22 protein-coding genes, 1 tRNA gene and 2 pseudogenes are annotated in these 23233 nt (G+C 72.6%); 14 read left to right on the top strand and 11 right to left on the bottom strand.

Annotated elements, in window-relative coordinates:
• Positions 1 to 8 precede the first annotated feature (8 nt).
• Positions 9 to 503, bottom strand: coding sequence for a MarR family winged helix-turn-helix transcriptional regulator (locus B1205_RS06730; RefSeq protein WP_089154786.1), 495 nt, complete (start codon positions 501 to 503; stop codon positions 9 to 11).
• A 101-nt stretch (positions 504 to 604) separates the two neighbouring features.
• Between B1205_RS06730 and B1205_RS06725 the strand changes: the two genes are divergently transcribed.
• Both B1205_RS06725 and B1205_RS06720 read left to right on the top strand, forming a co-directional pair.
• Positions 605 to 1186, top strand: a complete 582-nt coding sequence (locus tag B1205_RS06725) for a YceI family protein (RefSeq protein WP_089154785.1) — start codon at positions 605 to 607, stop codon at positions 1184 to 1186.
• Positions 1187 to 1399: 213 nt separating this feature from the next.
• Positions 1400 to 2878, top strand: coding sequence for a glutamate--cysteine ligase (locus tag B1205_RS06720; RefSeq protein WP_089154784.1), 1479 nt, complete (start codon positions 1400 to 1402; stop codon positions 2876 to 2878).
• Positions 2879 to 3150: 272 nt separating this feature from the next.
• On the opposite strand, the gene B1205_RS30990 is transcribed toward B1205_RS06720, so the two are convergent.
• Positions 3151 to 4617: a hypothetical protein gene (locus B1205_RS30990; RefSeq protein WP_254909761.1), complete on the bottom strand. Its 1467-nt coding sequence runs from the start codon at positions 4615 to 4617 to the stop codon at positions 3151 to 3153.
• A 114-nt stretch (positions 4618 to 4731) separates the two neighbouring features.
• Here B1205_RS30990 and B1205_RS06710 point away from each other — a divergent pair, with 114 nt between their 5' ends.
• Together B1205_RS06710 and B1205_RS06705 are read left to right on the top strand one after the other, a co-directional pair.
• Positions 4732 to 5400: a PASTA domain-containing protein gene (locus B1205_RS06710; RefSeq protein ID WP_254909760.1), complete on the top strand. Its 669-nt coding sequence runs from the start codon at positions 4732 to 4734 to the stop codon at positions 5398 to 5400.
• Between the two features lie 111 nt (positions 5401 to 5511).
• On the top strand, positions 5512 to 6381 hold the full coding sequence (locus B1205_RS06705; protein WP_089154782.1) for a PASTA domain-containing protein: 870 nt from the start codon (positions 5512 to 5514) through the stop codon (positions 6379 to 6381).
• A 3-nt stretch (positions 6382 to 6384) separates the two neighbouring features.
• On the opposite strand, the gene B1205_RS06700 is transcribed toward B1205_RS06705, so the two are convergent.
• Together B1205_RS06700 and B1205_RS06695 are read right to left on the bottom strand one after the other, a co-directional pair.
• Positions 6385 to 6801 carry a hypothetical protein gene (locus B1205_RS06700; RefSeq protein WP_176308449.1) on the bottom strand — a complete coding sequence of 139 codons (417 nt, stop codon included), beginning with the start codon at positions 6799 to 6801 and terminating at the stop codon, positions 6385 to 6387.
• Positions 6802 to 6899: 98 nt separating this feature from the next.
• The gene (locus B1205_RS06695; protein WP_089154781.1) at positions 6900 to 7187 is read right to left on the bottom strand and encodes a hypothetical protein; all 288 of its coding nucleotides are present in this window, start codon (positions 7185 to 7187) and stop codon (positions 6900 to 6902) included.
• Between the two features lie 497 nt (positions 7188 to 7684).
• Here B1205_RS06695 and B1205_RS06690 point away from each other — a divergent pair.
• The 3 genes and pseudogenes from B1205_RS06690 (at position 7685) to B1205_RS06680 (ending at position 9202) form a co-directional block, all read left to right on the top strand.
• Positions 7685 to 8511, top strand: a pseudogene (locus B1205_RS06690) (helix-turn-helix domain-containing protein).
• Positions 8481 to 8702, top strand: coding sequence for a DUF397 domain-containing protein (locus B1205_RS06685; RefSeq protein ID WP_089154780.1), 222 nt, complete (start codon positions 8481 to 8483; stop codon positions 8700 to 8702). The pseudogene B1205_RS06690 and the gene B1205_RS06685 overlap by 31 nt, the downstream one beginning before the upstream one ends.
• 150 nt (positions 8703 to 8852) lie before the next feature.
• Positions 8853 to 9202: pseudogene (locus tag B1205_RS06680) on the top strand (hypothetical protein).
• On the opposite strand, the gene B1205_RS06675 reads toward B1205_RS06680, so the two are convergent.
• The 4 genes from B1205_RS06675 to B1205_RS06660 all read right to left on the bottom strand — a co-directional run bounded on the left by B1205_RS06675 (position 9170) and on the right by B1205_RS06660 (position 11481).
• On the bottom strand, positions 9170 to 9400 hold the full coding sequence (locus B1205_RS06675) for a hypothetical protein (protein WP_254909759.1): 231 nt from the start codon (positions 9398 to 9400) through the stop codon (positions 9170 to 9172). The pseudogene B1205_RS06680 and the gene B1205_RS06675 overlap by 33 nt on opposite strands.
• A 12-nt stretch (positions 9401 to 9412) precedes the next feature.
• Positions 9413 to 10219: a WecB/TagA/CpsF family glycosyltransferase gene (locus B1205_RS06670; protein WP_089154966.1), complete on the bottom strand. Its 807-nt coding sequence runs from the start codon at positions 10217 to 10219 to the stop codon at positions 9413 to 9415.
• Complete coding sequence (locus B1205_RS06665) at positions 10216 to 11307, bottom strand: NAD-dependent epimerase/dehydratase family protein (protein WP_176308448.1); 1092 nt, start codon at positions 11305 to 11307, stop codon at positions 10216 to 10218. Before B1205_RS06665 ends, B1205_RS06670 begins: the two co-directional genes overlap by 4 nt.
• An 88-nt stretch (positions 11308 to 11395) precedes the next feature.
• Positions 11396 to 11481: transfer RNA gene (locus B1205_RS06660), tRNA-Leu, on the bottom strand.
• Positions 11482 to 11718: 237 nt separating this feature from the next.
• On the opposite strand from B1205_RS06660, the gene B1205_RS29545 reads away from it, so the two are divergent.
• From B1205_RS29545 to pknB, 7 genes are read left to right on the top strand one after another with little or no spacing between them, the layout of a single operon-like run.
• Positions 11719 to 12495, top strand: a complete 777-nt coding sequence (locus B1205_RS29545) for an FhaA domain-containing protein (protein ID WP_176308447.1) — start codon at positions 11719 to 11721, stop codon at positions 12493 to 12495.
• A gap of 6 nt (positions 12496 to 12501) precedes the next feature.
• On the top strand, positions 12502 to 12996 hold the full coding sequence (locus B1205_RS06650) for an FHA domain-containing protein FhaB/FipA (RefSeq protein ID WP_089154777.1): 495 nt from the start codon (positions 12502 to 12504) through the stop codon (positions 12994 to 12996).
• Positions 12993 to 14447 carry a PP2C family protein-serine/threonine phosphatase gene (locus tag B1205_RS06645; RefSeq protein WP_089154776.1) on the top strand — a complete coding sequence of 485 codons (1455 nt, stop codon included), beginning with the start codon at positions 12993 to 12995 and terminating at the stop codon, positions 14445 to 14447. Before B1205_RS06650 ends, B1205_RS06645 begins: the two co-directional genes overlap by 4 nt.
• A gap of 28 nt (positions 14448 to 14475) precedes the next feature.
• Positions 14476 to 15963 (top strand): FtsW/RodA/SpoVE family cell cycle protein, encoded by a 1488-nt coding sequence (locus B1205_RS06640; RefSeq protein ID WP_089154775.1) that lies wholly within the window; start codon positions 14476 to 14478, stop codon positions 15961 to 15963.
• The gene (locus tag B1205_RS06635; RefSeq protein WP_089154774.1) at positions 15960 to 17465 is read left to right on the top strand and encodes a peptidoglycan D,D-transpeptidase FtsI family protein; all 1506 of its coding nucleotides are present in this window, start codon (positions 15960 to 15962) and stop codon (positions 17463 to 17465) included. Before B1205_RS06640 ends, B1205_RS06635 begins: the two co-directional genes overlap by 4 nt.
• 1 nt (position 17466) lies before the next feature.
• Positions 17467 to 18873, top strand: a complete 1407-nt coding sequence (locus B1205_RS06630) for a serine/threonine-protein kinase (RefSeq protein WP_089154773.1) — start codon at positions 17467 to 17469, stop codon at positions 18871 to 18873.
• Positions 18870 to 20699: a Stk1 family PASTA domain-containing Ser/Thr kinase gene (gene pknB, locus B1205_RS06625; RefSeq protein ID WP_089154772.1), complete on the top strand. Its 1830-nt coding sequence runs from the start codon at positions 18870 to 18872 to the stop codon at positions 20697 to 20699. The genes B1205_RS06630 and pknB overlap by 4 nt, the downstream gene beginning before the upstream one ends.
• Positions 20700 to 20845: 146 nt before the next feature.
• On the opposite strand, the gene B1205_RS06620 is transcribed toward pknB, so the two are convergent.
• The 3 genes from B1205_RS06620 to B1205_RS33295 are packed head-to-tail and all read right to left on the bottom strand — an operon-like array spanning position 20846 to position 22842.
• Positions 20846 to 21496: an aminodeoxychorismate/anthranilate synthase component II gene (locus B1205_RS06620; RefSeq protein WP_089154964.1), complete on the bottom strand. Its 651-nt coding sequence runs from the start codon at positions 21494 to 21496 to the stop codon at positions 20846 to 20848.
• A 5-nt stretch (positions 21497 to 21501) separates the two neighbouring features.
• Complete coding sequence (locus tag B1205_RS06615; RefSeq protein ID WP_089154771.1) at positions 21502 to 21786, bottom strand: hypothetical protein; 285 nt, start codon at positions 21784 to 21786, stop codon at positions 21502 to 21504.
• Between the two features lie 3 nt (positions 21787 to 21789).
• A complete protein-coding gene (locus B1205_RS33295) occupies positions 21790 to 22842 on the bottom strand; it encodes a class E sortase (RefSeq protein WP_441338444.1) in 1053 nt (350 codons plus the stop codon).
• Positions 22843 to 23233: the final 391 nt, after the last annotated feature.

The following is a 23233-nucleotide window of genomic DNA, read 5'->3' as shown; positions in this document are numbered from 1 at the left end:
CGACGGTCTCAGCAGTCGCCGCCCCCGGCCGGCTCGGTGCTGCCGGCGGTGGCACCGGGATGGACCGCGTCGCGGACCCGGCGCAGCCCGTCCAGGAGCCCGTCCAGTTGGGCCGGGTCGAGTTGGCCGGTGAACCACTGCTCGATGATCTTCAGGTGGCCGGGCAGGATCTCGTCCAACCGGCTCATGCCCGCGCCGGTCACCACCGCGAAGGAGCTGCGCCGGTCGGAGGGGCAGGCCCGGCGACGGATCAGGCCGTCGCGCTCCATTCGGTCGACCACGCGGGTGACTCCGCTGGTGGAGAGCGAGGTCTGTGCGGCCAGGTCGGTCATCCGCAACTGGTTGTTGGGGGAACGGGCGAGTCGGGTGAGCACCTCGAACTCGACCGGGGAGAGGCCGTGCTCCTCGAACTGGGCGGCGAACCGGGCGGACAGCCCGGCGTGCGCCTCGACGAGCAGGCCGACGGCGGTGATCCGGGGGTCGTCGAACACGTTCTGGTCCACGCCACCATCCTAGCAACACTTGACACAGGGAATATTGCCAAAGCTATAGTTGCTAAGTCAGCCGTTGGGCTACTCAACAATCTTCTCCGGAGGAGAGCATCATGACCAGCAGCACCGAGTCGACTACCCGCGACTGGGAGGGTCTCACCATCCCGGCCCCCGGCACGTACCTCCTGGACGCCGCGCACAAGCGCGTCGGCTTCGTCGCGCGGCACATGATGGTCAGCAAGGTGCGCGGTGAGTTCGCCGACGCGACCGCCACCATCACCGTCGCCGACGACCCGCTGCAGTCCTCGGTCACCGCCACCATCCAGGCGGCCAGCATCAACACCGCCCAGGCGGACCGGGACGGGCACCTGCGCAGCCCGGAGTTCCTCGACGCCGAGCAGTTCCCGACGCTGGAGTTCCGCAGCACCGGCGTGAAGTCGCGTGAGGGCAACGAGTTCGTGCTCGCCGGCGAGCTGACCGTCAAGGGCGTGACCCGCGAGGTCGACCTCCAGGTCGAGTTCGAGGGTGTCGGCCGCAGCCCCTTCGGGCAGGACATCTTCGGCTTCGCCGCGCACACCGAGATCGACCGTGAGGACTTCGGTCTGACCTGGAACGTCGCCCTGGAGACCGGCGGCGTCCTGGTCGGCCGCAAGGTCAAGATCGAGATCGAGGGCGAGGCCGTCCGCCAGTCCTGACCCCCGGTCCACACGGAGAGGGCCCGCACCCCACCCGGGTGCGGGCCCTCTCCGTGTCAGCCTTGACCGTGAAACTGGCCGCGACAGAGGTCGTGCGAATTGTCACCTGTTGTTCGCAGGTTCGGCGCGGTGGGGCGGGTCGCGGGTGGGTACAGGTGCAGACCTGTGGGGGAACCCACACGTACATGATCCGCACCGGCGCCGGGAGGACACATGGGCAGCGACGTCGAGCAGGGTGCCTTCTCCCGTGAGGACCGGGTACGTTACCGGCAGAAGGTCCGGCGATGCCTGGACGTCTTCGCGTTGATGCTCGACGACTTCGGCTTCGACGCCGACCGGCCGATGACCGGGCTGGAGATCGAGTTGAACCTGGTCGACGGTGCGGCCGAACCGGCCATGCGCAACGATCAGATCCTGGCCGACATCGCCGACCCGCTCTTCCAGTCGGAGCTGGGCCAGTTCAACCTCGAACTGAATGCCTCGCCCCGGCTGATCGAGGGCACCGGCTTCGCCGACTACGAGCGGGACCTGCACAGCAGCCTCGACCGCGCCGACGAGCGGGCCGCGAAGTCCGACGCCACCATCGTGATGGTCGGCATCCTGCCCACCCTCACCGAACGTCACCTGGTCGCGGACAACCTCTCCACGGACGAGCGCTACCGCGTACTCAACGACCAGATCGTCGGCGCCCGCGGCGAGGACATCGAGCTGGACATCGACGGCGTCGAACAGTTGCGCACGCACACCGACTCGATCGCGCCGGAGGCCGCCTGCACCAGCCTCCAGTTCCACCTCCAGGTCGCGCCGGACAGCTTCGCCGACCACTGGAACGCCTCCCAGGCCATCGCGGGCGTGCAGGTCGCCGTCGGGGCCAACTCGCCGTTCCTCTACGGCCGGCAGCTCTGGTCGGAGACCCGGATCGCGCTCTTCGAGCAGGCCACCGACACCCGCCCCGACGAGTTGAAGGCCCAGGGGGTACGCCCGAGGGTCTGGTTCGGCGAACGCTGGATCACCTCGATCTTCGACCTCTTCGAGGAGAACGTCCGCTACTTCCCGCCGCTGCTGCCGATCTGCGAGGAGGAGGACCCGGTCGAGGTGCTGCACGCCGGTGGCGTGCCCACGCTCGGGGAACTGCGGTTGCACAACGGCACCGTCTACCGCTGGAACCGCCCGGTCTACGACATCATGGACGGCCGTCCCCACCTGCGGGTCGAGAACCGGGTGCTGCCCGCCGGCCCGACCGTGGTGGACATGCTCGCCAACGCGGCGTTCTACTTCGGGCTCGCCCGCGGCCTCGCCGAGGCGGAGCACCCCATCTGGAGCCAGCTCACGTTCAGCTCCGCCGAGGAGAACTTCCACGCCGCCGCCCGACGTGGCATCGACGCGGTGCTGCACTGGCCCCGGCTCGGTGACGTGCCGGTGACCCGACTCGTGCTCGACACCCTGCTGCCCGTGGCCGCGCAGGGACTGGACCGGTTCGGTGTCGCCCCGGCCGAGCGGGACCGCCTCCTCGGCGTGATCGAGGGACGCTGCCATACCGGTCGCAACGGCGCGGTCTGGCAGACCGAGACGGTGTGGGCGGCCGAGCGGCACCGCGGCATGGACCGGCAGGCCGCACTGCGTCACATGGTCCAGCGGTACGTGGAGTTGCAGCGCGGCAACGACCCCGTGCACACCTGGCCGCTGGACTGAGCGGCTGCCCGCGAGAGCCCCGGCCGGGCTGGTCGGGAGCGCTGGCCGCCCGGGTTGGGTGGCCGGGCTGGCCGGCGGCTGGCCGCCCGGGCTGGGTGGCGGCTGGCCGTCCGGGCGCCTTTTCGGCGAAGTGGCGGCATCGAACGGCTGTCGACCACGCCGTTTCGCCGAGCCGGCGGCGGACGCTTGTCGAACACGCGGTTTCGCCGAGCTGGCATCGTGCTCGCGGCCGGCGGCGGCGACGCCGGTGCCCGGGAGCGAGACTCGGGGCGTCAGCGGGAGGGGCGGCGGCGAGGCTTCGGTGCGGTGGCCGGTGATGCTCCGGTCTGCGGAATGGCCGCAGCGTCTCCGGCCGGCATGTCTCCGGTTGGACCGTCGTTGGTCAGCGCGTCGGCGGCCGATTGCCCGTCGCGTCGGTGGGCGGGAGCAGGCCCGCGCCCGTCGACGGAAGCAGGCCCGTCTCGGTCGACGGGGGTGGGCTGCGAGGAGACCTCGGGCTGCCGCTGCACAGGTACGGCCGAACGCGTCCGTCCGGCAGCGGTCCGCGTGCCACGTTCCTTCGACGTGGACGCCCCGGCCGCCCCACGGCCGACGCGACCCACCGTCGCACCGGGCTTGTCCGCCACAGCCTCCGACTCGTCCGCGGGCCCCGGCCCCACCGTGGCGGACTCCGGCTCGTCCGGCGCGGGCTTGAACTCGTCTGACGTGGGCGTGGGCTCGTCCGACGTGGGCGTGGGCTCGCCAGTCGCGGGTCCCGGCGCGTCCGGCGTCGTCGACTCGGGGCCGGTGGCCGTGACGTGGGCCGGCTCGTCGAGCCGACCCGTCACCTCGCCGGGCGTCTGGTGAGGCGGCCCGGGTTCCGCGGCCCGGCGGTCGGCACGCTGGGCGAGCGCGGCGACCAGGAGTGAGCCGCCGACGCCGGCGATCACCGCGTACGGGGCGATCAGGTGCGCGGAGAGCTGCTCGGCGGCGATCCCGGCCAGTCGCGGTACGGCCAGCAGGTACGCGAGTGCGACCAGCAGCGGGCCGGCCGCACCGGAGGCGGCCGCGCCGACCCGCACCTGCGGCGAGCGGGCCGCGCGTCGGGCGGCCAGTACCCCGATCACCAGGGCCGAGCCCAGCGAGAGCACCGCGCCGGGCCAGTAGAAGTAGTCGCGGATCCAGAATCCGGCGCGGTCGGCGCTGATCTGCCAGATGCCGAGCTGGGCGGTGGTCAGGCCGCGGCCGGAGAGCACGCTGTCGACGACCGACACCACGGCGAGCAGCCAGAGCCAGCCGGTGGTGGCGATCAGGTTGGTGGCGGCGGCGCGGGTGTGCAGTGCCCAGGTCGCCAGCAGCACACCGAGCGCCAGCCCCGCGGCCGCGTACGCGGCGGCGACGGTCTGCGGCGCGGACGTGTCCGGCACCCGGGCGGCGCGGGCCGGAACGGCCACCAGCAGCACGGTGACCAGCGCGCCGACACCGGCGGCGAGCGCGAGGCCGAGGCGGGGCAGCGCGCCCGTGGGCTCGTCACCGGCACGCAGGCGCTGGGCGCAGACCGCGCCGGCGATCACCGAGGTGGCGGCGATCCAGGTGGCCCAGGCGAGACTCGCCACCCACGCCGCCTCGACCCGTACGCTCCCGGTCGGTGCCCAGTTGATGATGCCCAGCCCGTAGCCGAAGCCGAGCTGCGCGGCGCCCGCACCGGCGGCGACGCCGAGCGCGGCGGCGGTCGATCCTCCCCAGCCTGCTCTGGCCATGCCGGGGAGCGTAGCGTCCCGAGGTCGGCCCGGCGAGTCGTGGGCGCGGCCGACCGGGCGTGACCGGTTTGGCGGCACCGGCTACGGTCGCCGGTGAGTGAGGCGGGGGACGCGATGACGGACGATCGGCAGCCGGCACGGAACCGGACCCGACTGTTCCTCGGTGGTGGCCTGGCGGTGGCCCTGCTGGCGGTGATCGGGGCCAGCGTCGGTTGGGTGCTGGCCGGTGAGCCGGAACGGGACAAGCCCGCGGCCTCGCCCGGTGTCACCCCGACGGCCGGGCCCACCGACACGCCCACCCGGGAGACCTCGGCCGCGCGGACACCCGCCGGCGACCGGCCCACCGGTACGCGTTCGGGCACGCCGAGCGGGCTCACCGTGCCGGAGCTGGTGGGTGTCGACTTCGAGCGGGCCCGGCAGGAGTTGCGCGACCGCCGGCTCGGCTGGCGACTCGTGTTCGGCACCGGCTCCGGCCGTACCGTCGAGCGCACCTCGCCGGGCAGCGGCGAGCCGGTGAAGCGCGGTGTCACCGTCACGGTCTGGGTCGCCGGGCCGGCCCCGGCCGTCACCGTGCCCGACCTGGACGGCCTGGCCTGCTCCGACGCGGCCGACGACCTGGTGGAGGCGGGGCTCTATCCCCGTTACCGCACGGGCCGCCAGGGGCCGGTGACCGCGCAGGAGCCGGTCGCCGGGAGCGCCGCGCGCTGGAACGACCAGGTCGCGTTGACCTGCGGCGGCGTGCCCTCCGGTACGCCGACCACGGGGCCGCTGCCGACCCCCTGACCAGCGGGGCCGTTGCCCGGCGCGCTGTTGCCGGCCGGCGTGGCCGTCGACGGTTACCGTGGACGGTCGAGGGCCGTGTGCCTCGTCCCGGTGGTGGGGAAAGGACGTGCCATGAGCGACGACCGTCAGGAACCACCCGCCGGTGACGCGGACGCGACCCGGGCCGTGCCGACCCCGCAGGGCGAGGACGCGACCCGGGCGTTGCCCCGGAACGCGGCCGGGGGCGACGCCGATGCGACACAGGTGGTGCGCCGGCCCTCGGGGGGCGCGGGACCGGACGAGGCCCGGGGCGAGGTCGACGCGACGCAGGCGATGCGTCGGCCCTCGGGCGACGCCGGACCGGACGCCACGCGGCCGATACCGGGGAGCGGGGCCGGCGGCGGGGCCTGGTCCGGGCGGGCCGGGGTGCCGCCGCCGCGCTCGGCGGGCTACCCGGAACCCGGTGCCGAGTGGTACGCCGACGAGCAGGCCGGCCGCCGGTGGTGGATGCCTATCCTGCTGGGCATCCTGGCCCTGGTTCTGGTCGCTCTGATCGCGACGGGTGTCTGGTGGGCGCTGCGCGCTACGGAGAACCCCGACCCGGGTTCGTCGGCGTCGGCGGTGCCGAGCACGTCCGCGCCGGCCAGCGCCACGCCGACCAGCGCGTCACCGAGCAGTTCGCCGTCGACCACGCCGTCGAGCGTGCCGCCGACCACCGCCGAGGAGGAGGTGGAGGTGCCGATGCCGCCGCTCGTCGGTCTGCCGGAGGCGGCCGCCCGGTCGGCGCTGGATCGGCTCGGCATCGACTACCGGGTGCAGCGCCGCCCGTCGGACCGGCCGGCGGGGACGGTGATCGCCACGGATCCGGAGGCCGGTTACTCGGTGGGCGAGGACGACCGGGTCACCCTCGTGGTGGCCGGGCCCGCCGCGCCCACGACCGGTGCCCCCTCGGCCGGCGCGTCCACCCCGGGTGCCACGCCGACGGCCACGGTCACGCCCTGACGGTCACCACTGGCGGCGTCGGGTGCCGACCAGACCGAGCCCGGCCAGCGAGATGCCGAGCCCGAGCAGGCCGGAATAGAACAGTGACCGGCTGAGCCCGGCCGAACCGGTCGGTTCGGTGGGGCGGTCGGCCAGCGTGCCCTGCCCGGCCCCGAACCCGGCCGGGCCGGGGGTGGGCGGCGAGTCCGCCTCGTCGAGAGCGTCCTCCATCGGGTCGGCCGCTGCCCGGGTGCCCTCGCCGGCCACGGTGATCTCCGGGGCCGGTACGGGTTCGGTCAGTTGCTCGGTGGCGGAGAAGGCGGGATGCCGGACCACGAGCGCGAGTGTGGTCGCGACGGCGAGGAACAGGAAGAGCCCGAGGGCGTAGCCGATGCGGGACCGGTGGTGCCGCCGCGCGGCGGGCAGATTGACCATGACCATCCCAGGTTCAGGGGCCGTGGCGCGCGGGGTGGGACGTGCCGGGGTGGGCGTACCGATTCTATGGCGTCGGCACGCCCATCCGGCCGGGAATCGTGAGGTCAGCCCACCCGGACCGCGGTCCGGGCCGCCGGCCGCCGGGCCGAGCGGACGGTGTGCTGACGGGGGGCCGGCGCGGCCTGCATCTGCCGTAGCCCCTCGTGCAGTACGAAGATCGACCGTCGGTTGACCGCGTCCCCCGCCGTGTTCAACTCGTAGCCGTCGAGCCAGAGCCAACCGTCGAAGGTCGGCCAGTCGAGCACCCGGATGACCCGGAACATGATCGGTCGGAGGAACTGGACACTCGCCGCGCGAGTCACGTGCAGTACGTCACCGGAGCGGGGAAGCACATGGGCTCCTGGGAGGGTCGGCCGGCCGCCGGCCGGCGAGGTTGATCGGGGGTTCGTGCGCTCCGGTGACGGGGGGTCTGCCTCGTGGACCGGTGGTCGGTGCTGGTCGGCCGTGCCCGCGGTGGCGAGCTGTCACCAGACCATCACCCGGGCTTCCGTCTCGCCGTCCCGCTGACCGTGGCGTCAACACGGGCGGAGATCAAACGAAGACGGTGAGTAACCCGAGCCATACGGACAGAGTGCATCAGCGACGTGCGTCATGCAAGTTGCACGTCGACTTTTGCCGATAGATGAGCGGGACACGTGAACCGGACGCTTGAAGCCTCAGGTACCGGGGCGGCACACTGGACGCCGGTTTCGCCCGCCGCGGCCGGTCGACGACCCGCACCANCCCCCCCCCGCCGGTCGCGCCCACGGCGGGTGTCGAACCGGGCGCGACCGACCGGAGGTAGCCCGGTGACTGTCATTCCTGGTCCCACGAGCTGGCGGGAGACCTCATGAGCGAGCGGCGCAGCCCGACCATCCGCCGCCGCCGACTGGGGGCGGAGCTCCGTCGACAGCGCGAGGGCGCCGGCATCACGATCGAGGCGGTGGCCGAGCAACTGGAGTGCTCGGCGTCGAAGGTCTCGCGGATCGAGACCGGCCACACCACCGCCACGCCGCGCGACGTGCGGGACATGCTCCGCATCTACGGAGTGGTGGGCGCGGAGAGCGACGAGCTGGTGCAGATCGCCCGGGAGGCCCGGCAGAAGGGCTGGTGGCATCCGTACAGCACGGTCCTGGTCGGGGCGTACGTCGGCCTGGAGGCCGCCGCCAGCTCCATCCGGGCGTACGAACAGCAGGTCGTGCCGGGTCTGCTGGAGACCGAGGCGTACGCCACCGCGATGATCCGCGCCGCCCGGCCGGACTTCACCGCCGACCAGATCGAACAACGTGTGCGTGTCCGACTGGGCCGTCAGTCGTTGTTGACCCAGGACGATCCGGTCGATCTGTGGGTGGTGCTCGATGAGGCGGTGCTGAGCCGGCCGGTTGGCGGCGACGCGGTGATGCGTGGTCAGCTCAAGCGGCTGGTGGAGGTGGCCGAACTGCCGAACGTGACGGTGCAGGTCCTGCCCTTCGCGGTGGGGGCGCACGCCGGCATGGACGGGACGTTCACCATCCTCAGNTCTTCCTGGAGAAGAGCGACGAACTGCAGAAGTACAGCTTCATCTTCGATCACATTCGAGCAGCGGCCATTCGACCGGAGGAGTCCGTCGCACACATCGCGAGACTGGCAGAGGAGCCGCTGTGGAAATGGCGACCAAGGAGTTCCCCGTGGACCTGACGCAGGCGACATGGTTCAAGAGCTCGAAGAGCGGGCCGAACTGTGACAACTGCGTTGAGGTCGCGTACGTGACCGGGGCGGTCGGTGTCCGGGACTCGAAGGACAAGACGGGCCCGGCCCTGGTCTTCGGTCCGGGTGGTTGGCACGACTTCGTCGCCGGTGCCAGGGGCGGGGCCTTCAGCCGGAGCTGATCGGCACCCGACGTGTGGTCCCGCCCGGCAGCGTCGCCGGGCGGGACCTTTGTCGTCCGTGGACCGGGCCGGCCCCGGCCACCCGTCGCCAGTTCCGTTCCGCCTCGTTGAACCGCACGGATCGGCAACCGAACGAGGTAGGCGAGACGGATGACGACGATCGGTTCAGAGAACCTCACCAACGGCCCCGGCAAACCCGAGCGGTTCGGTGGCAAGTACCGCGGAGCGCGCCGGGACACCGTCCTCACCGAGGTGGTCTCCGGCGACGGCGACGAGCTGACCGGGCGGGACGCCGGTGTGCCGGAGCAGTCCGCCGCGCCGCTGTCCCTGCCGTCGCTCGANCGGAGTCCCTGGTGGACCATCCGCTGCTGCGCGGCCTGCTGATGGAGTTGCCCCCGAAGGGCAGCGTGCCCCCGCCCGGCTGGCTGGACCGCTGGTTCGAGGCGACCCGGGCGATCCTCGAACTGCTATACGTGCAGGGCGCGAGCCGGGGGCGTTGACGCCGCCGTAGCCGGGGGCAGCGCCCGCTCGGCGAGCCGGTTGTGCCGCGGCGCGTGGCGTACCCCGATCGCGGTCACGCCGAGCACCGCGACGGTGACGGCCGTCCCGGCGATGCCCGGCGCCGTGGCGAAGGCGCCCGTGCCGGCCCGCAGCCGGCGGACCCGGCGCGGCGAAGCCCTGCCCACTTCGACGGCCACCGAATCCGGTGATCAGACGTCGAAGGTGGCGGGGCGTTCGGTGGCCGGCGGCGGCGGGGTGGCCTTCCACAGGCCGGTCTTCTGCGCCGCCAGCCGGGCCAGGTAGGCCGGGTTGAGGATCACGTAGCGGCGCCACAGGCGCTTCGGTTCCAGGCCGAGCCGCCAGAACCATTCCAACCCGGCGCGCTGCATCCACGGCGGCGGGTTGCGCAGCAGGCCGGCGTGGTAGTCGAACGCCGCGCCGACCGCCATCAGCGGCATGTCCAGCAACGGCCGCATCGCGTACGCGAAGATCTCCTGCCGGGGGCAGCCCAGCCCGACCAGCACGAGGCGGGCGCCGCTGGCCCGGATCCGGTCGGCGATCTCGGCGTCCTCGCCCGGTGCGACGGCGCGGAACTTGGACGGCTCGACCCCGGCGATCTTCAGCGCGGGGAACCGGCGTTCCAGCGCCGGGACCAGGCGGGCCAGCGTCTCCTCGGTGGAACCGTAGAGGTAGACCGGCAGCCCTTCGTCGGCGAAGCGGGACAGCACCCGCAGGGTCAGCTCGGGCCCGTAGACGCGGTCGGTGAGGCCGGCGCCGTGCAGCAGGTTGAGCGCCCAGCGCACCGGCTGGCCGTCCGGGGTGACCACGTCGAACGAGTTGAGCCGGGCGTTGTGCGCCGGGTCGAGCACCCCGGTCATCACGCCGTGCACGGCCAGCGCGGTGAGCGCCAGCGGACGGCGTTCGTGCGCGGCCGCCACCACGGCCTCGGTGGCGCGGGCGTAGTCGGTGGCGTCGACCCCGACGCCGAGCACGTTTCGCTTGGTCCCGGTGGTCATGCCTTCGGCACCCACTTGTCGACGTTCGCCTCGTGGATCTCGCGGAGGATCATCGGCACGTCGTAGGTGATCTTCCAGGACGGGTAGTGCTCCTCGAACCGGGCCATGCTGCTGACGTACCACTGGTGGTCGCCGGTGCGGGCCTGCTCGACGTAGTTGATCCGCGCCTCGCGGCCGGTGATCTCCTGGGCGATCCGGAACGCCTCGATGTGCGAGGTGTTGGAGTGCCGGCCGCCACCAAGGTTGTAGACCTGGGCGGAACGCGGCTCGCGGAAGAACGCCTCGAACGCGGTCAGCACGTCACGGGAGTGGATCGCGTCCCGGACCATCTTCCCCTTGTAGCCGAAGAGGTTGTACGTCCGGCCCTCCATCACGCACCGCATCAGGTACGCGAGGAAGCCGTGCAGCTCGGCCGCCGAGTGCGCCGGGCCGGTCAGCGTGCCGCCCCGGAAGCAGGCGGTCCTCATGCCGAAGTACCGGCCGTACTCCTGGACCATGACGTCCGAGGCGACCTTCGAGGCGCCGAAGATCGAGTGCAGCGACTCGTCGATCGACATGTCCTCGGTGATGCCCTCGTACCAGTGGTGGTCCTCGGGCAGCTCGTAGCGGGTCTCCAGCTCGATCAGCGGGAGCGTGTTCGGCCGGTCGCCGTAGACCTTGTTGGTGGAACAGTGGATGAACGGCGCGTCGATCGCGTGCCGCCGGGTGTTCTCCAGCACGTTGAGCGTGCCGCCGGCGTTCACGTCGAAGTCGGTGTACGGCTCCTTGGCGGCCCAGTCGTGACTCGGCTGGGCGGCGCTGTGGATGACCACGGCGATGTCCCGGCCGTACCGGCTGAAGACCTTCTCCAGGCCGTCCCGGTCGCGGATGTCCACCGCGTGGTGGGTGTAGGCGGGCCCGAGGTCGGCGGCGAGCCGGTCGAGGCTCCAGGCGGTCGAGCCGTCCTCACCGAAGAAGTACCGCCGCATGTCGTTGTCGATGCCGACCACGTCGAGCCCGAGGCCGGCGAAGTGCCGGGCCGCCTCGGAGCCGATCAGACCGCCCGAGCCGGTCACCAACGCGACACTCACACGCCACTCCTGGTCCATCCGAGGCAGGGAACCATCGGAGCATAGCGTGACGTCCGATACGCCCCGATACGGAGCGAGGGCCCCGCAGCTTGCGGAGCCCTCGTCATGGTGGGGAAGGGGGGAGTTGAACCCCCACGCCCTTTCGGGCACACGGACCTGAACCGTGCGCGTCTGCCATTCCGCCACTTCCCCGTGGCCGACCCGGAACACCGTATCCCATCCCGTGCCCGTCAATCTGCGGCGGGTGCCGGGACATATTACGCTGTCCACTGGTCATCGCCACGAACGATCACCGTTCGTGGCGGACGAAACTGTAGCACGTCCGCAGGCCCGGTCACGAACGGGCCGTCGGCAGCCGGCCGAGCGGCGTGTGAGCTGCGGAGGCGGTGTCCGGATACCATCATTGCCTCGGGACCCGAGGAGGAGCCGGTGAGCGTGCTGCAACGCTTCGAGAAGCGTCTGGAAGGCCTGGTCGAGGGGGCCTTCGCCAAGGTCTTCAAAGGGGTGGTCCACCCCGTGGAGATCCTCAACGCCATGCAGCGGGAGGCCGAGGCGCACAAGGCGATCCTGGCCGGTGGGCGGACGCTGGTGCCCAACCGCTACGTGATCGATCTCTCGCCGTACGACCACAGCCGGTTGGCGCCGTACGCCGCCGCGCTGGCCCAGGAGCTGGCCCAGTCGCAGGCGGAGTTCATCGGCGAGCAGGCGTGGACGGTCTACGGCGACGTGATCGTCGAGGTCGAACGGGGTGAAGGGCTGGACACCGGCATGTTCCGGGTCACCGCCGAGGTCTACACCGGCGGCGACGTCGCTCCGGTCTCCGCGCCGGGCGGCTACGACCAGGGCGGCTACGACGCCGGCCCGGCGTACCCCGCGTACGACCAGGGTGGCGGTTACGGCCCCCCGCCCGGCCACGGCGGCGGCCGCAACGTCCGTCTGGTCTCCGGCGACGGCCGCACCTACCCGCTCCAGATGGGCTCGACCGTGATCGGCCGCGGTGACCAGGCCAACCTGCGCCTGCCCGACGTCGGCATCTCCCGGCGCCACGCCCGACTGGACTTCGACGGCGGGCAGGTCGTGCTCACCGATCTCGGCTCCACGAACGGCACGATGGTCAACGGCCAGCGCGTCTCGGCGGTCGCCCTCAACCCCGGCGACATGATCCAGCTCGGGACGACGACGCTGACCTTCCGCGTGGACGGCTGACCCGCGTTGCCGGAGCTCGTCATCACCGTCGCCCGGTTCGGATTCCTCGTCCTGCTGTGGATCTTCGTCTTCACGGTGGTCGGCGTGATCCGCCGGGACCTCTTCGCGGGGGCCCGTTCGGGTCGCCTGGTGGCCGCGCCCCGGGGGGTCGGCGCCTCGACGGGCCAGCCCGCCCCGGCCGGTAAGCCGGCGAAGGCCAAGCGGGGCCGCGCCGCCCACCAGATGGTGGTCACCGCCGGGCAACTCGCCGGCACCCGGATCACGCTCGGGGAGGCCCAGATCACCATCGGTCGCGCCGAGGACTCGACACTCGTGATCACCGACGACTACGCGTCGGCGCGACACGCCCGGCTCGTGCCCCGTGACGGGCAGTGGTACGTCGAGGACCTCGGATCGACTAACGGCACGTACCTGGATCGCGCTAAGGTCACCGGGCCAACCCCCGTACCCCTCGGCGTGCCGATCCGGATCGGCCGCACTTCCCTCGAATTACGGCCATGACTCTGACCCTGCGCTATGCGGCCCACAGCGACCGCGGTCTGATCCGAGACGGTAACCAGGATTCCGTCTACGCCGGACCGCGGCTGCTCGCCGTTGCCGACGGCATGGGCGGCATGGCCGCCGGTGACGTCGCCAGCAACATCGTCATCGGTGCCATGGCGCCCCTCGACGAGGACGTCCCCGGTGACGCCCTGGTCGACGCGCTCCGATCCGCCGTCGGCACCGCCAACCAGCAGCTTCGCGACACCGTGGACGCCAACCCGCAGCTGGAGGGGATGGGCACGACGCTCACCGCGACCCTCTTCTCCGGCAGCAAGCTGGGCATGGTCCACATCGGTGACTCGCGGGCCTATCTCCTGCGCAACGGCGAGTTCGCGCAGATCACCAAGGACGACACGTACGTCCAGATGCTCGTCGACGAGGGCCGGATCAGCGCGGAGGAGGCGAGCAGCCACCCCCAGCGCTCGCTGCTCACCCGCGCGCTCGACGGCCGGGACATCGACCCGGAGTACAGCGTCCGCCAGGTGCTGCCCGGCGACCGCTACCTGATCTGCTCCGACGGGCTCTCCGGCGTGGTCAGCGCGGACACCATCGGCGACACCATGCGGGAATACCCCGATCCGCAGCAGTGTGTGCAGCGCCTGGTGCAGCTCGCACTGCGCGGCGGCGGCCCGGACAACATCACCGTGATCATCGCCGACGCCACCGACCAGGACATCGTCGAGGCGTCCCCGATCGTCGGCGGCGCCGCCGCCCGGGACCGGGGCATGGCGACGTCGGCCGACGAATCCACCCCGGCCGCCCGCGCGTCGGCGCTGTCCGCCCCGCGCCCGCCCGCGCCCGAGGAGCCGGCCGACACCCGCGACGACGAGCCCGAGCGGCGTCGGGTACGGCCGATGCGGGCCGCGGCGATGGCCCTGGCGCTCGCGGTGATCGTGGGCGGAGGTGTCTTCGGCGGGTGGACCTACACCCAGCGGCAGTATTACGTCGGCGCCACCGACGACGGTCAGCTCGCGGTCTTCCGCGGGGTGCCCGGTCAGGTGGCCGGCCTCGACCTGTCGAACGTGCACGAGCGCAGCGGGGCCCGGCTCGACGACCTCACGCTGGCCGCCCAGGAGCGGGTGAAGCAGGGCATCCAGGCCAAGAGCGAACCGGACGCCGAACGTCGACTGGCCGAGCTGACCAGCGACGACCCGGCCAACCCGAACCTCAAGCCGCTCTGCCCGCCCGGTCCGACGGCCGGTTCGCCCAGCCCGTCGATCGGCTCGCCGAGCCCGACGCCGGTGGTGACGGCCGGCGCGCCGAGCCCGACGCCGACCGCCACCGCCGTCGCGCCGACGCCCACGCCCGGCCCGCCGACGCCCACGCCGACGCTGACCATCACGCCCGACGCCGTACCCTCCGACACCGTTCCGCCGGCCGATCCCGCCGGTTGCCGGTCGCCGGAGTGAGTGCCGGCTCGATCCCGAGGACGTATCCGTGACCGCAGCCGCCGCACCGGCAGCCTCGCCCGCCTCGACGGGCGAGCAGCCCGGCGTACGCCTGGCCCGGTCCCGTCGTAAGGCCGAGCTGTCCCTGCTGCTGCTCGCCATGGTGCTGGTGGCGGCGTACGCGGCGATGATCGAGGCGAAGGCGCTGGACACCGTCACCTCGGACTTCTGGGTCCCGGCCGCCGCGCTGGGGCTGGTCTTCCTGGGTCTGCACCTGGTGATCCGCTGGCTGGCGCCGTTCGCCGACCCGGCGTTGCTGCCGGCGGTGGCGTTGCTCAACGGCATCGGGGTCGGCTTCCTACGCCGCTACGACCTGGCCGAGGCCGCTCCGGCGGAGCGGGCGAACCTGGCCGTCTTCGCCGGCACCGGTGGCCGGCAGCTCGCCTGGACGCTCGCCGCGGTGGTGCTCGCCGCCGGGCTGCTGGCGATCCTGCGGGACCACCGCTCGCTGTCGCGTTACGCCTACACGCTGGGCCTGGCCGGCATCGTGCTGGTGATGATCCCGGCGGTGCTGCCCGGCCGGTTCTCCGAGATCAACGGCGCGAAGCTGTGGATCCGGGTCGGCGGGTTCCAGATCCAGCCGGGTGAGTTCGCCAAGCTGGCGCTGCTCACGTTCTTCGCCTACTACCTGGTGCGCAAGCGCGAGGTGCTCTCGCTGGCCAGCCGGCGGGTGCTCGGCATCGACTTCCCGCGCGGGCGGGACCTCGGGCCGGTGCTTGTGGTCTGGCTGGTCAGCATCCTGGTGCTGGTCTTCGAGAAGGACCTGGGCACCTCGCTGCTCTATTTCGGCATGTTCGTGGTGACGCTCTACATCGCCACCGAGCGGGTGAGCTGGCTGCTCATCGGCCTGATCCTGTTCTTCGGCGGCGCCTACCTGGCGTACCTGCTGGGCAGCACGGTGGGCGGCCCGTTCGCCAACTTCTACGACCGGGCGCAGATCTGGCTCGACCCGTTCGCCGAGCCGTACGACCGCGGCTACCAGCTCGTCCAGGGCCTGCTCACGCTCGGCACCGGTGGCCTGTTCGGGGCCGGCCCGGGCGGCGGCCAGCCGAACCTCCTACCCGAGGTGCAGACCGACTTCATCTTCGCCGGCATCGGTGAGGAGATCGGGCTGTTCGGCCTCTCCGCGCTGCTGGTGATCTACCTGCTGATCGTCGAGCGGGGCCTGCGGGCCGCGCTGGCGGTACGGGACTCGTTCGGCAAGCTGCTCGCTGGCGGCCTGGCGTTCACCCTGGGCCTCCAGGTCTTCGTCATCGTCGGCGGGATCAGCAAGCTCATCCCGCTGACCGGGCAGACCACGCCGTTCCTGTCCGCCGGTGGCTCCTCGCTGATGGCGAACTGGCTGCTCATCGCGGTGCTGTTGCGGGTCTCCGACGGCGCCCGCCGGCCGGTGACCGGCGGTGGCTCGGCGGCCCGACCGGGCGGCGGCCCGCCCGAGCAACTGCACGGTGCCCCCACGGAGGTGATCCGGCCGTGAACGCACCCCTGCGCCGCGTCGGTGTGGTCGTGATGATCCTGTTCGGCCTGCTCTTCGCGAACTTGAACTGGATCCAGGCCTACAAGGCCGACGAGTACCGCACCAGCGACTACAACGGCCGGGTCCAGGTCGCCGAGTACGACCGCAAGCGCGGCAACATCGAGGTCGGCGGCACCGCGTACGCGCTGAGCAAGGAGACCGGCGGGGAGCTGAAGTTCCAGCGCACCTACCCCAACGGGCAGATGTACGCGCACGTGCTCGGCTGGAAGCCGGTCAACGGCAGCGCCAACGGCATCGAGCGGCTGGAGAACGACTTCCTCGCCGGCACCAGCGACGCGCTCATCGCCAACCGGATCAAGGACATGTTCACCGGGGACGAGACCGGCGGCGGCAACGTGTTGCTGACCCTGTCGAAGCGGGCCCAGGAGACGGCGTACAAGCAGCTCAACGACAACCAGGTCGGGGCGAAGAAGGGCGCGGCGATCGCGATCGACCCGCGTACCGGCGCGGTGCAGGCGCTGGTCTCCATGCCGAGCTTCGACCCGAACCCGCTGGCCAGCCACAACACCACCGAGGCCGACCGGGCCTACAACGCGTTGGAGAAGGACAAGGACCGGCCGCTGGCCAACCGGGCGCTCGCCGAGGTGTTGCCCCCCGGCTCCACCTTCAAGGTCATCATGGCCGCGGCGGCGCTGGAGAACGGCGTCGGCCAGCAGACCGAGATCCCGGCGGGATCGAGCTACACCGCGCCCGGCGCCGGTCAGCCAATCCGCAACGCCGCGCCGTCGATCTGCCCCGAGTCGCAGGTGACGCTCCGGGACGCGGTGACCGAGTCCTGCAACACCGGCTTCGCCCAGCTCGGCGTCCGGCTCGGCGCGGACAAGGTCAAGGAGAAGGCGAAGCAGTTCGGCTTCGAGCAGGAGGACCTCACCGTCGGGCAGGTCGGCGAGGGTGGGCTGCCGGTGGCGGCCAGCCGCACCGGCGACATGCAGAACCCGGACGGCAGCACCGACGCCGCCGCGCTCGCCCAGTCCTCGATCGGCCAGAACAACGTGCGGATGACGCCGTTGCAGGGCGCGCTGATCGCCGCCGCGGTCGCCAACGACGGCAGCCAGATGCGCCCCTACCTGGTCAAGCAGTTGCTCGGGCCGGACCGCACCACGGTCTACGACGCGGCCAAGCCGCGCGAGCTGCGCCGCCCGGTCAGCGGCCAGGTCGCCGCCGACCTGCGCGACATGATGCAGAACGTGGTGAAGGAGGGCACCGGCCGCCGGGCCGCCATCGACGGCTACCTCGTCGGCGGCAAGACCGGCACCGCGCAGTCCGGCCCGGACACCCCCGACCACGGCTGGTTCATCGGCTTCGCGCTGGACAAGGACGGCACTCCGCTCTCCGCGGTCTGCGTCGAGCTGGAGCAGGCCGGCAGCGGTGGCAGCGCCGAGGCGGCCCGGATCGCCGGCCGGATCATGGCCGCGGCCATCGCGGACTCCGGGAGGCGCTGACGTGCTCGCCCCCGGGGTGCAACTCGGCAACCGCTACCGCCTGGACGAGCGGATCGCCAGCGGTGGCATGGGCGACGTCTGGCGCGGCACCGACCAGGTGCTGGGCCGTACGGTGGCGGTCAAGAGCCTGCTGCCGGCGCTGCTCGACGAGCCGGGTTTCGCCGAGCGGTTCCGGGGCGAGGCGCGGACGATGGCCACCATCAACCACCCCGGCGTGGTCGACGTCTACGACTTCGGCAGCGACCAGCAGATCGCGTTCCTGGTGATGGAGTACGTCGAGGGCGACGCGCTCTCCGCCACGCTCGGCCGGGTCGGCCGGCTCACCCCGGCCCGCACCATGGCGCTGCTGGCCCAGGCCGCCGACGCGCTGCACGCTGCGCATGAGAAGGGCATCGTGCACCGCGATGTGAAGCCGGGCAACCTGCTGGTCCGGCCGAACGGCACGCTGGTGCTCACCGACTTCGGGATCGCCCGCTCGGAGCTGGTCGGCCAGCTCACCGCCGCCGGGTCGGTGCTCGGCACCGCCTCCTACATCTCGCCGGAGCAGGCCACCGGCGCGGTCGCCACCCCGGCCTCCGACGTGTACGCGCTCGGCGTCGTGGCATACCAGTGCCTGGCCGGCCGGCGTCCGTTCGAGGGGGACAATCCGCTGGAGATCGCCATGAAGCATGTGCGGGACACCCCGCGCGCGCTTCCCGCCGACATCCCGCCGCAGGTGCGGGCGATCGTCGAACGGGCCATGGCGAAGGACCCGGGCTCCCGCTGGCCGAGTGCCGCCGCCCTGGCCGGCGTCGCCCGGCAGGCCAAGCTCACGATCTCCCAGCAGGCGCGCGGCGGGCGTCCGATCTCCGGCGTACCGGCCTCGCCGGCCGCGCCCACCGCGCGGGCGCAGGTGCCGACCGCCCTTCCCCGGCCGCAGCCGCCACCCGCGCTTCCCCGGCCGCAGCCGGCCGCCGCTCCCCGTCCACAGCCCCGGCCGCCCGTGACCCCGGCCCGCCCGCCGGTGGCGCCGCGCCCGGCCGTGGTCGCCCACCCCGTCCCGCAGCCCCGCCCGCCGGTGGCGCCGCGCGGCGCGGCGCCCGTCCCGCAACCCCGCCCCCCGCACAACCCTCTGGGGTACGCTCGCCCGCCCGTCGGGCCCGCGCGCCCGCCCCGCCGGTCGCGCTCCGGGCTCTGGACGACCGCGATCCTGGTGGCCGTACTGGTCATCCTCTGCTCGGGCGTGATTTCGTTCTGGTACCGGAAATACGGTGCTGCCGCCTCCGCTCCGGCGAGTGTGAGCGTGACCTCCGGCGCGGTGCGCGCGTCCGGGGGCGACTATCCGGTCCGCACGTCGTACCGTCGTGAGGTACGCCTCCAGCCGGCCGGCGGCGGTACGACGACGAGCGAAGGACGAGAGACGCGATGACAGCGCAGGCCCGCCTGCTCGGTGGCAGGTACCAGGTCGGCGAGCTGCTGGGCTACGGCGGCATGGCGGAGGTGCACCGCGGGCGCGATCTCCGGCTCGGGCGGGATGTCGCGATCAAGATGCTTCGTACCGATCTGGCCCGGGACGCCACGTTCCAGATGCGGTTCCGCCGGGAGGCGCAGAACGCCGCGTCGCTCAACCACCCGGCCATCGTCGCCGTCTACGACACCGGCGAGGAGACCGCCCCGACCGGCGAGACCCTGCCGTTTATCGTGATGGAGTTCGTCAACGGGCGGACCCTCAAGGAGGTCCTCGGCGTTGAGGGGCGGCTCCAGCCGCGCCGGGCGCTGGAGATCTGCGCCGACATGTGCGCCGCGCTGGAGTTCAGCCACCGGCACGGGATCATCCACCGGGACATCAAACCCGGCAACGTGATGCTCACCCAGACCGGCCAGGTCAAGGTGATGGACTTCGGCATCGCCCGGGCCCTGGCCAGCGGCGCGACCACGATGACGCAGACCAGCGCCGTCATCGGCACCGCGCAGTATCTTTCCCCGGAGCAGGCACGCGGCGAGGCGGTCGACGCCCGCTCCGACGTGTACGCGGCCGGCTGCGTGCTGTTCGAGCTGCTCTGCGGGCACCCGCCGTTCGTCGGCGACAGCCCGGTCAGCGTCGCCTACCAGCACGTACGGGAGCAGCCGCCGACGCCGAGCACGATCAACCCGGACGTCAACCCCGCAGTCGACGCGATCGTGCTCAAGGCGCTCTCCAAGAACCCGCTCAACCGCTACCAGAGCGCCGGCGAGATGCGGGCGGACCTGCTCCGCGCCGCCGCCGGCCGGCCGGTGCTGGCCACCCCGGTGATGCCGGCCGACGAGACCGCGCCGATGGCCGCCGCCGCGGGCGGCTACCACCCGACGCAGCAGACCCAGGTGTTGGGCCCGCAGACCCGCCAGCAGCCGCCGGCCCGGGTCGGTGACCCGCGCAAGCGCAGGAGTTCCTCCTGGGTCATCGCCATGTTCGCCGCGCTCGGCGTGCTCGCGGTGATCGCGCTGGGCACCGCGCTCTGGCTCAACCAGGCCGGCAACGAGAAGGTCTCGGTGCCGCAGTTGGTGGGCCGGCCGCAGGCCGAGGCGCAGAACGCGATCACCCAGGCCGGGCTCCGGTTCGTCGCCGGGGACCCAGTGCAGAACACCACCTGTGAGAAGGGCTCGGTGGTCGGGCAGAACCCACCGTTCGGGCAGCGGGTGGACAAGAACACCCCGGTCACCGTCCAGGTCTGCACCGGCCCGGGTCAGGTCACCATCCCCAAGGGGCTGGAGGGCTCGCAGCTGGAGAACGTCCAGTCGCAGTTGGAGGGCCTGGGGCTCAAGGTCGAGGTGAACAACGTCGACAACAGTGCCCAGAAGGGCACGGTCGTCAAGGTCGAGCCCAGCCAGGGCAGCAAGGTCCCGGAGGCCTCGACCGTCAAGCTTCAGGTTTCCCGGGGCAACGTCAACGAGGTTCCGGACGTGCGGGGCCTCTCCGAGGACCAGGCCATCCGGCAGCTCCAGAACGCCGGCTACAAGGTGCGGACGCTGGACGGCGACGAGGTGAGCGAGCCGGACAAGGTCGGCCGGGTCAGCAAGCAGAGCCCGAAGGGTGGATCGTCCCTCGCCCGGGAGAAGCAGGTGACGATCTACGTCGACGTCGCCGCCCCGGAGGAGAGCGAGAGCCCGGCCAGCCCCAGCGCGACCCCCAGCGCGACACCGACCACGCCGGGTGCCGGTGGCGGTGGCGGCTTCCCGTTCCCCAGCACGCCGCCCATCCGATCGAGCGGGCGGTGAGGTCGCGGGCTCGACGGAAGGACGCCGAGCCCGTGCCGGGGGCGGCCTCGCGGCGCGGGCCGTCCCGTTGACGCCGATTCACCCTGCTCGGCCTGGGCGGTGTGCTTCTCTTCGCGCGGCGGGTGGGAGTCGTGAGGCCCGAGCGGTCACGTCGTGGCGAACGCGGCCCGGCGTCGCGCGTCGACCTCGGCGGCCAGCTCCGGGGCGCGTTCCAGCGCCTGCGTGAAACCGCAGGCGGCCAGCCAGTTCGCCAGCATCAGGTGGCCGCCCTCGGTCAGCACCGACTCGGGGTGGAACTGCACGCCCTCGATCGGCAGCGTGCGGTGCCGCATCGCCATCACCACGCCGGAGCCGGTCCAGCCGGTGACCTCCAGCTCGTCCGGGAGCGTCTCGGGCAGCACGGCGAGCGAGTGGTAACGGGTGGCGGTGAACGGGTCGGGCAGACCGGCGAGCACTCCGGTGCCGTGGTGGTGGACCTCGGAGGTCTTGCCGTGCAGCAGTTCCGGGGCCCGGGTCACGGTGGCGCCGAACGCCTCGCCGATGGCCTGGTGGCCGAGGCAGACGCCGAAGAGGGGGATGCTGCCGGCGTACTCCCGGATGACGTCCAGGCAGATGCCGGCCCGGTCCGGGCTGCCCGGACCGGGTGAGAGCAGGACCCCGGTGGCGCCGGCCCGACCCACCTCGGCGACGTCGATCTCGTCGTTGCGCCGCACCTCGCACTCCACGCCGAGCTGGCCGAGGTACTGCACGAGGTTGAAGACGAAGGAGTCGTAGTTGTCGATCACCAGGACGCGCATCGGGGTCACCTGCTCGGAGTGGAGGGCGGGGCGTTGTTCGTTTCGGTGCTGTAGGGCAGTTCCTCGTCCTCGCCGGGCAGCCCGCTCGGGCCGGTGAACCCACCGTCCGGGGCGTCGCCCGGCACGCCGGAGTCCTGCGTGACCTGCACGTCGTCGAAGGGAAGCAGCGGCTCGGCCCACGGGAAGACCACGAGCCAGAGCAGGGCCACCGTGGCGGCGGCCAGCAGCACCGAACCGATCAGCTTCCCGGGCAGCCCCCACGGCAGCTTCCGCCAGATCCACGAGTACACGACTCAGCCCTCCAGCTCGGCCGGACGGCCCGCCGACTTGGCCTGGGCGTGGTCCAGGCGGGCATGGACGATCAACCGCTGGTAGTTGTCGAACTTCGGGTTGCAGGTGGTCAGCGTGAGCAGCTTCTCGGTCGCCTTCTTCCCCGGCTTGCCGGGCACCGGCGCGACCACCTCCACCTGCGACGGCTTGACGATGCGCTGCTGGTAGACCCGGTAGACGAGCCAGTCGGTCCTGGTCTCGACCACGATGGCGTCGTCCGACGTCAACTCGTCCAGCCGCCAGAAGGTCGACCGGATGCGGTGGCCGGCGACGGAGAAGTTGCCCACCTCGCCGGGCAGGGCGCTCTCCGGGTAGTGGCCCGGGGCATACCGGATGTCGTCCGGGCTGACCCCCTCGACCACCACCCAGCGCTTGTCGAGCTTCGGGATGTAGAGGCCGGCGACCGGCTTTCCCTCGGCCGGCGGCTTCGGCTTCACGCTCGGCCCGGTGGTCGGTGCGACCGTCGGATCGGCCGCCCAGTCCTGGGCGAGCTGGCCGCTGAGGGTGTTCTGATGGGCGTCGACGATGACCGACTTGCCCCAGATCTCGTAGCCGGCGAAGAGAAGCACCACCATGCCGAAGGTGATCAGCAGCTCGCCGGCCCCGCGGACCACCGTGCGCAGCCGGGACCCGACGGTGGGACGGGTCAGCTCGGAGTGGACGCTGCGGTACCCCTCGCCGGTCTGCTCCGGCCGGAGTTGGACCACCCGTTCACCGCGCCGTGGTCGGGGTGGTTCCGCCGGTGGCTCGGCACCCCCGTCGTCGGGCGGCGCCGGCGGCACCGCGCCCATCAGCCCGGTGGCGTCCAGCAGCGAATCGGCGGGCGGGCGCGGCACCGTGGGCAGCAGCGCGGTCGCCCCCGGGTCCGCCGGGACGGTCGGCTCCGGGCCGCGTCCGGTCGGCCGGCCCGAGCGGGGTACGCCGGTCGTCTCGTCGGCGTGCCGGGGAGCCGGACCGTCGGCCCGCCACTCCGGGCGGCGCGCGGGCGGCCCGGGGTCGGCGGAGCGCTCGCCCACCGCGGGCAGGAAGGCGGTGGGCCCGTCACCGGGTGCGGCCGGTCGTACCCCGGGGTGACCGGGTCGGCCCCCCGACGGGGCCGCCGTGAGGTGGTCCGGGCCGGTGCGGTGGCCGTGGGGGCGGTCGGCGGGCGGGTGGGCCTGGGTTCCCCGACCCGGCGGGTCGGGCTGCCGGCTGCCGGCGGCGGGATCCGGCGGACCGTCGAATCGCCGGGGGCCTGCTCCGGCCGGGTCGGCCCGGTGCCACGCGTCCGGCCCGCCGGCAGCGGAACCGGGCCAGCCGACGGCTGCGTCCGGTGGGCCCGGACGGCTCGGCGGTCCAGTCTCCGGACCGTCGCCCAGCCATCCGACTTCGCGGGCCGCTGGACGCGCCGTGGTCCGGGGGCCGGTG

Source organism: Micromonospora sp. NBS 11-29 (genome assembly GCF_002140155.1).
Taxonomy (GTDB): domain Bacteria; phylum Actinomycetota; class Actinomycetes; order Mycobacteriales; family Micromonosporaceae; genus Micromonospora.
This window is presented reverse-complemented; position numbering and strand designations above follow the sequence as displayed.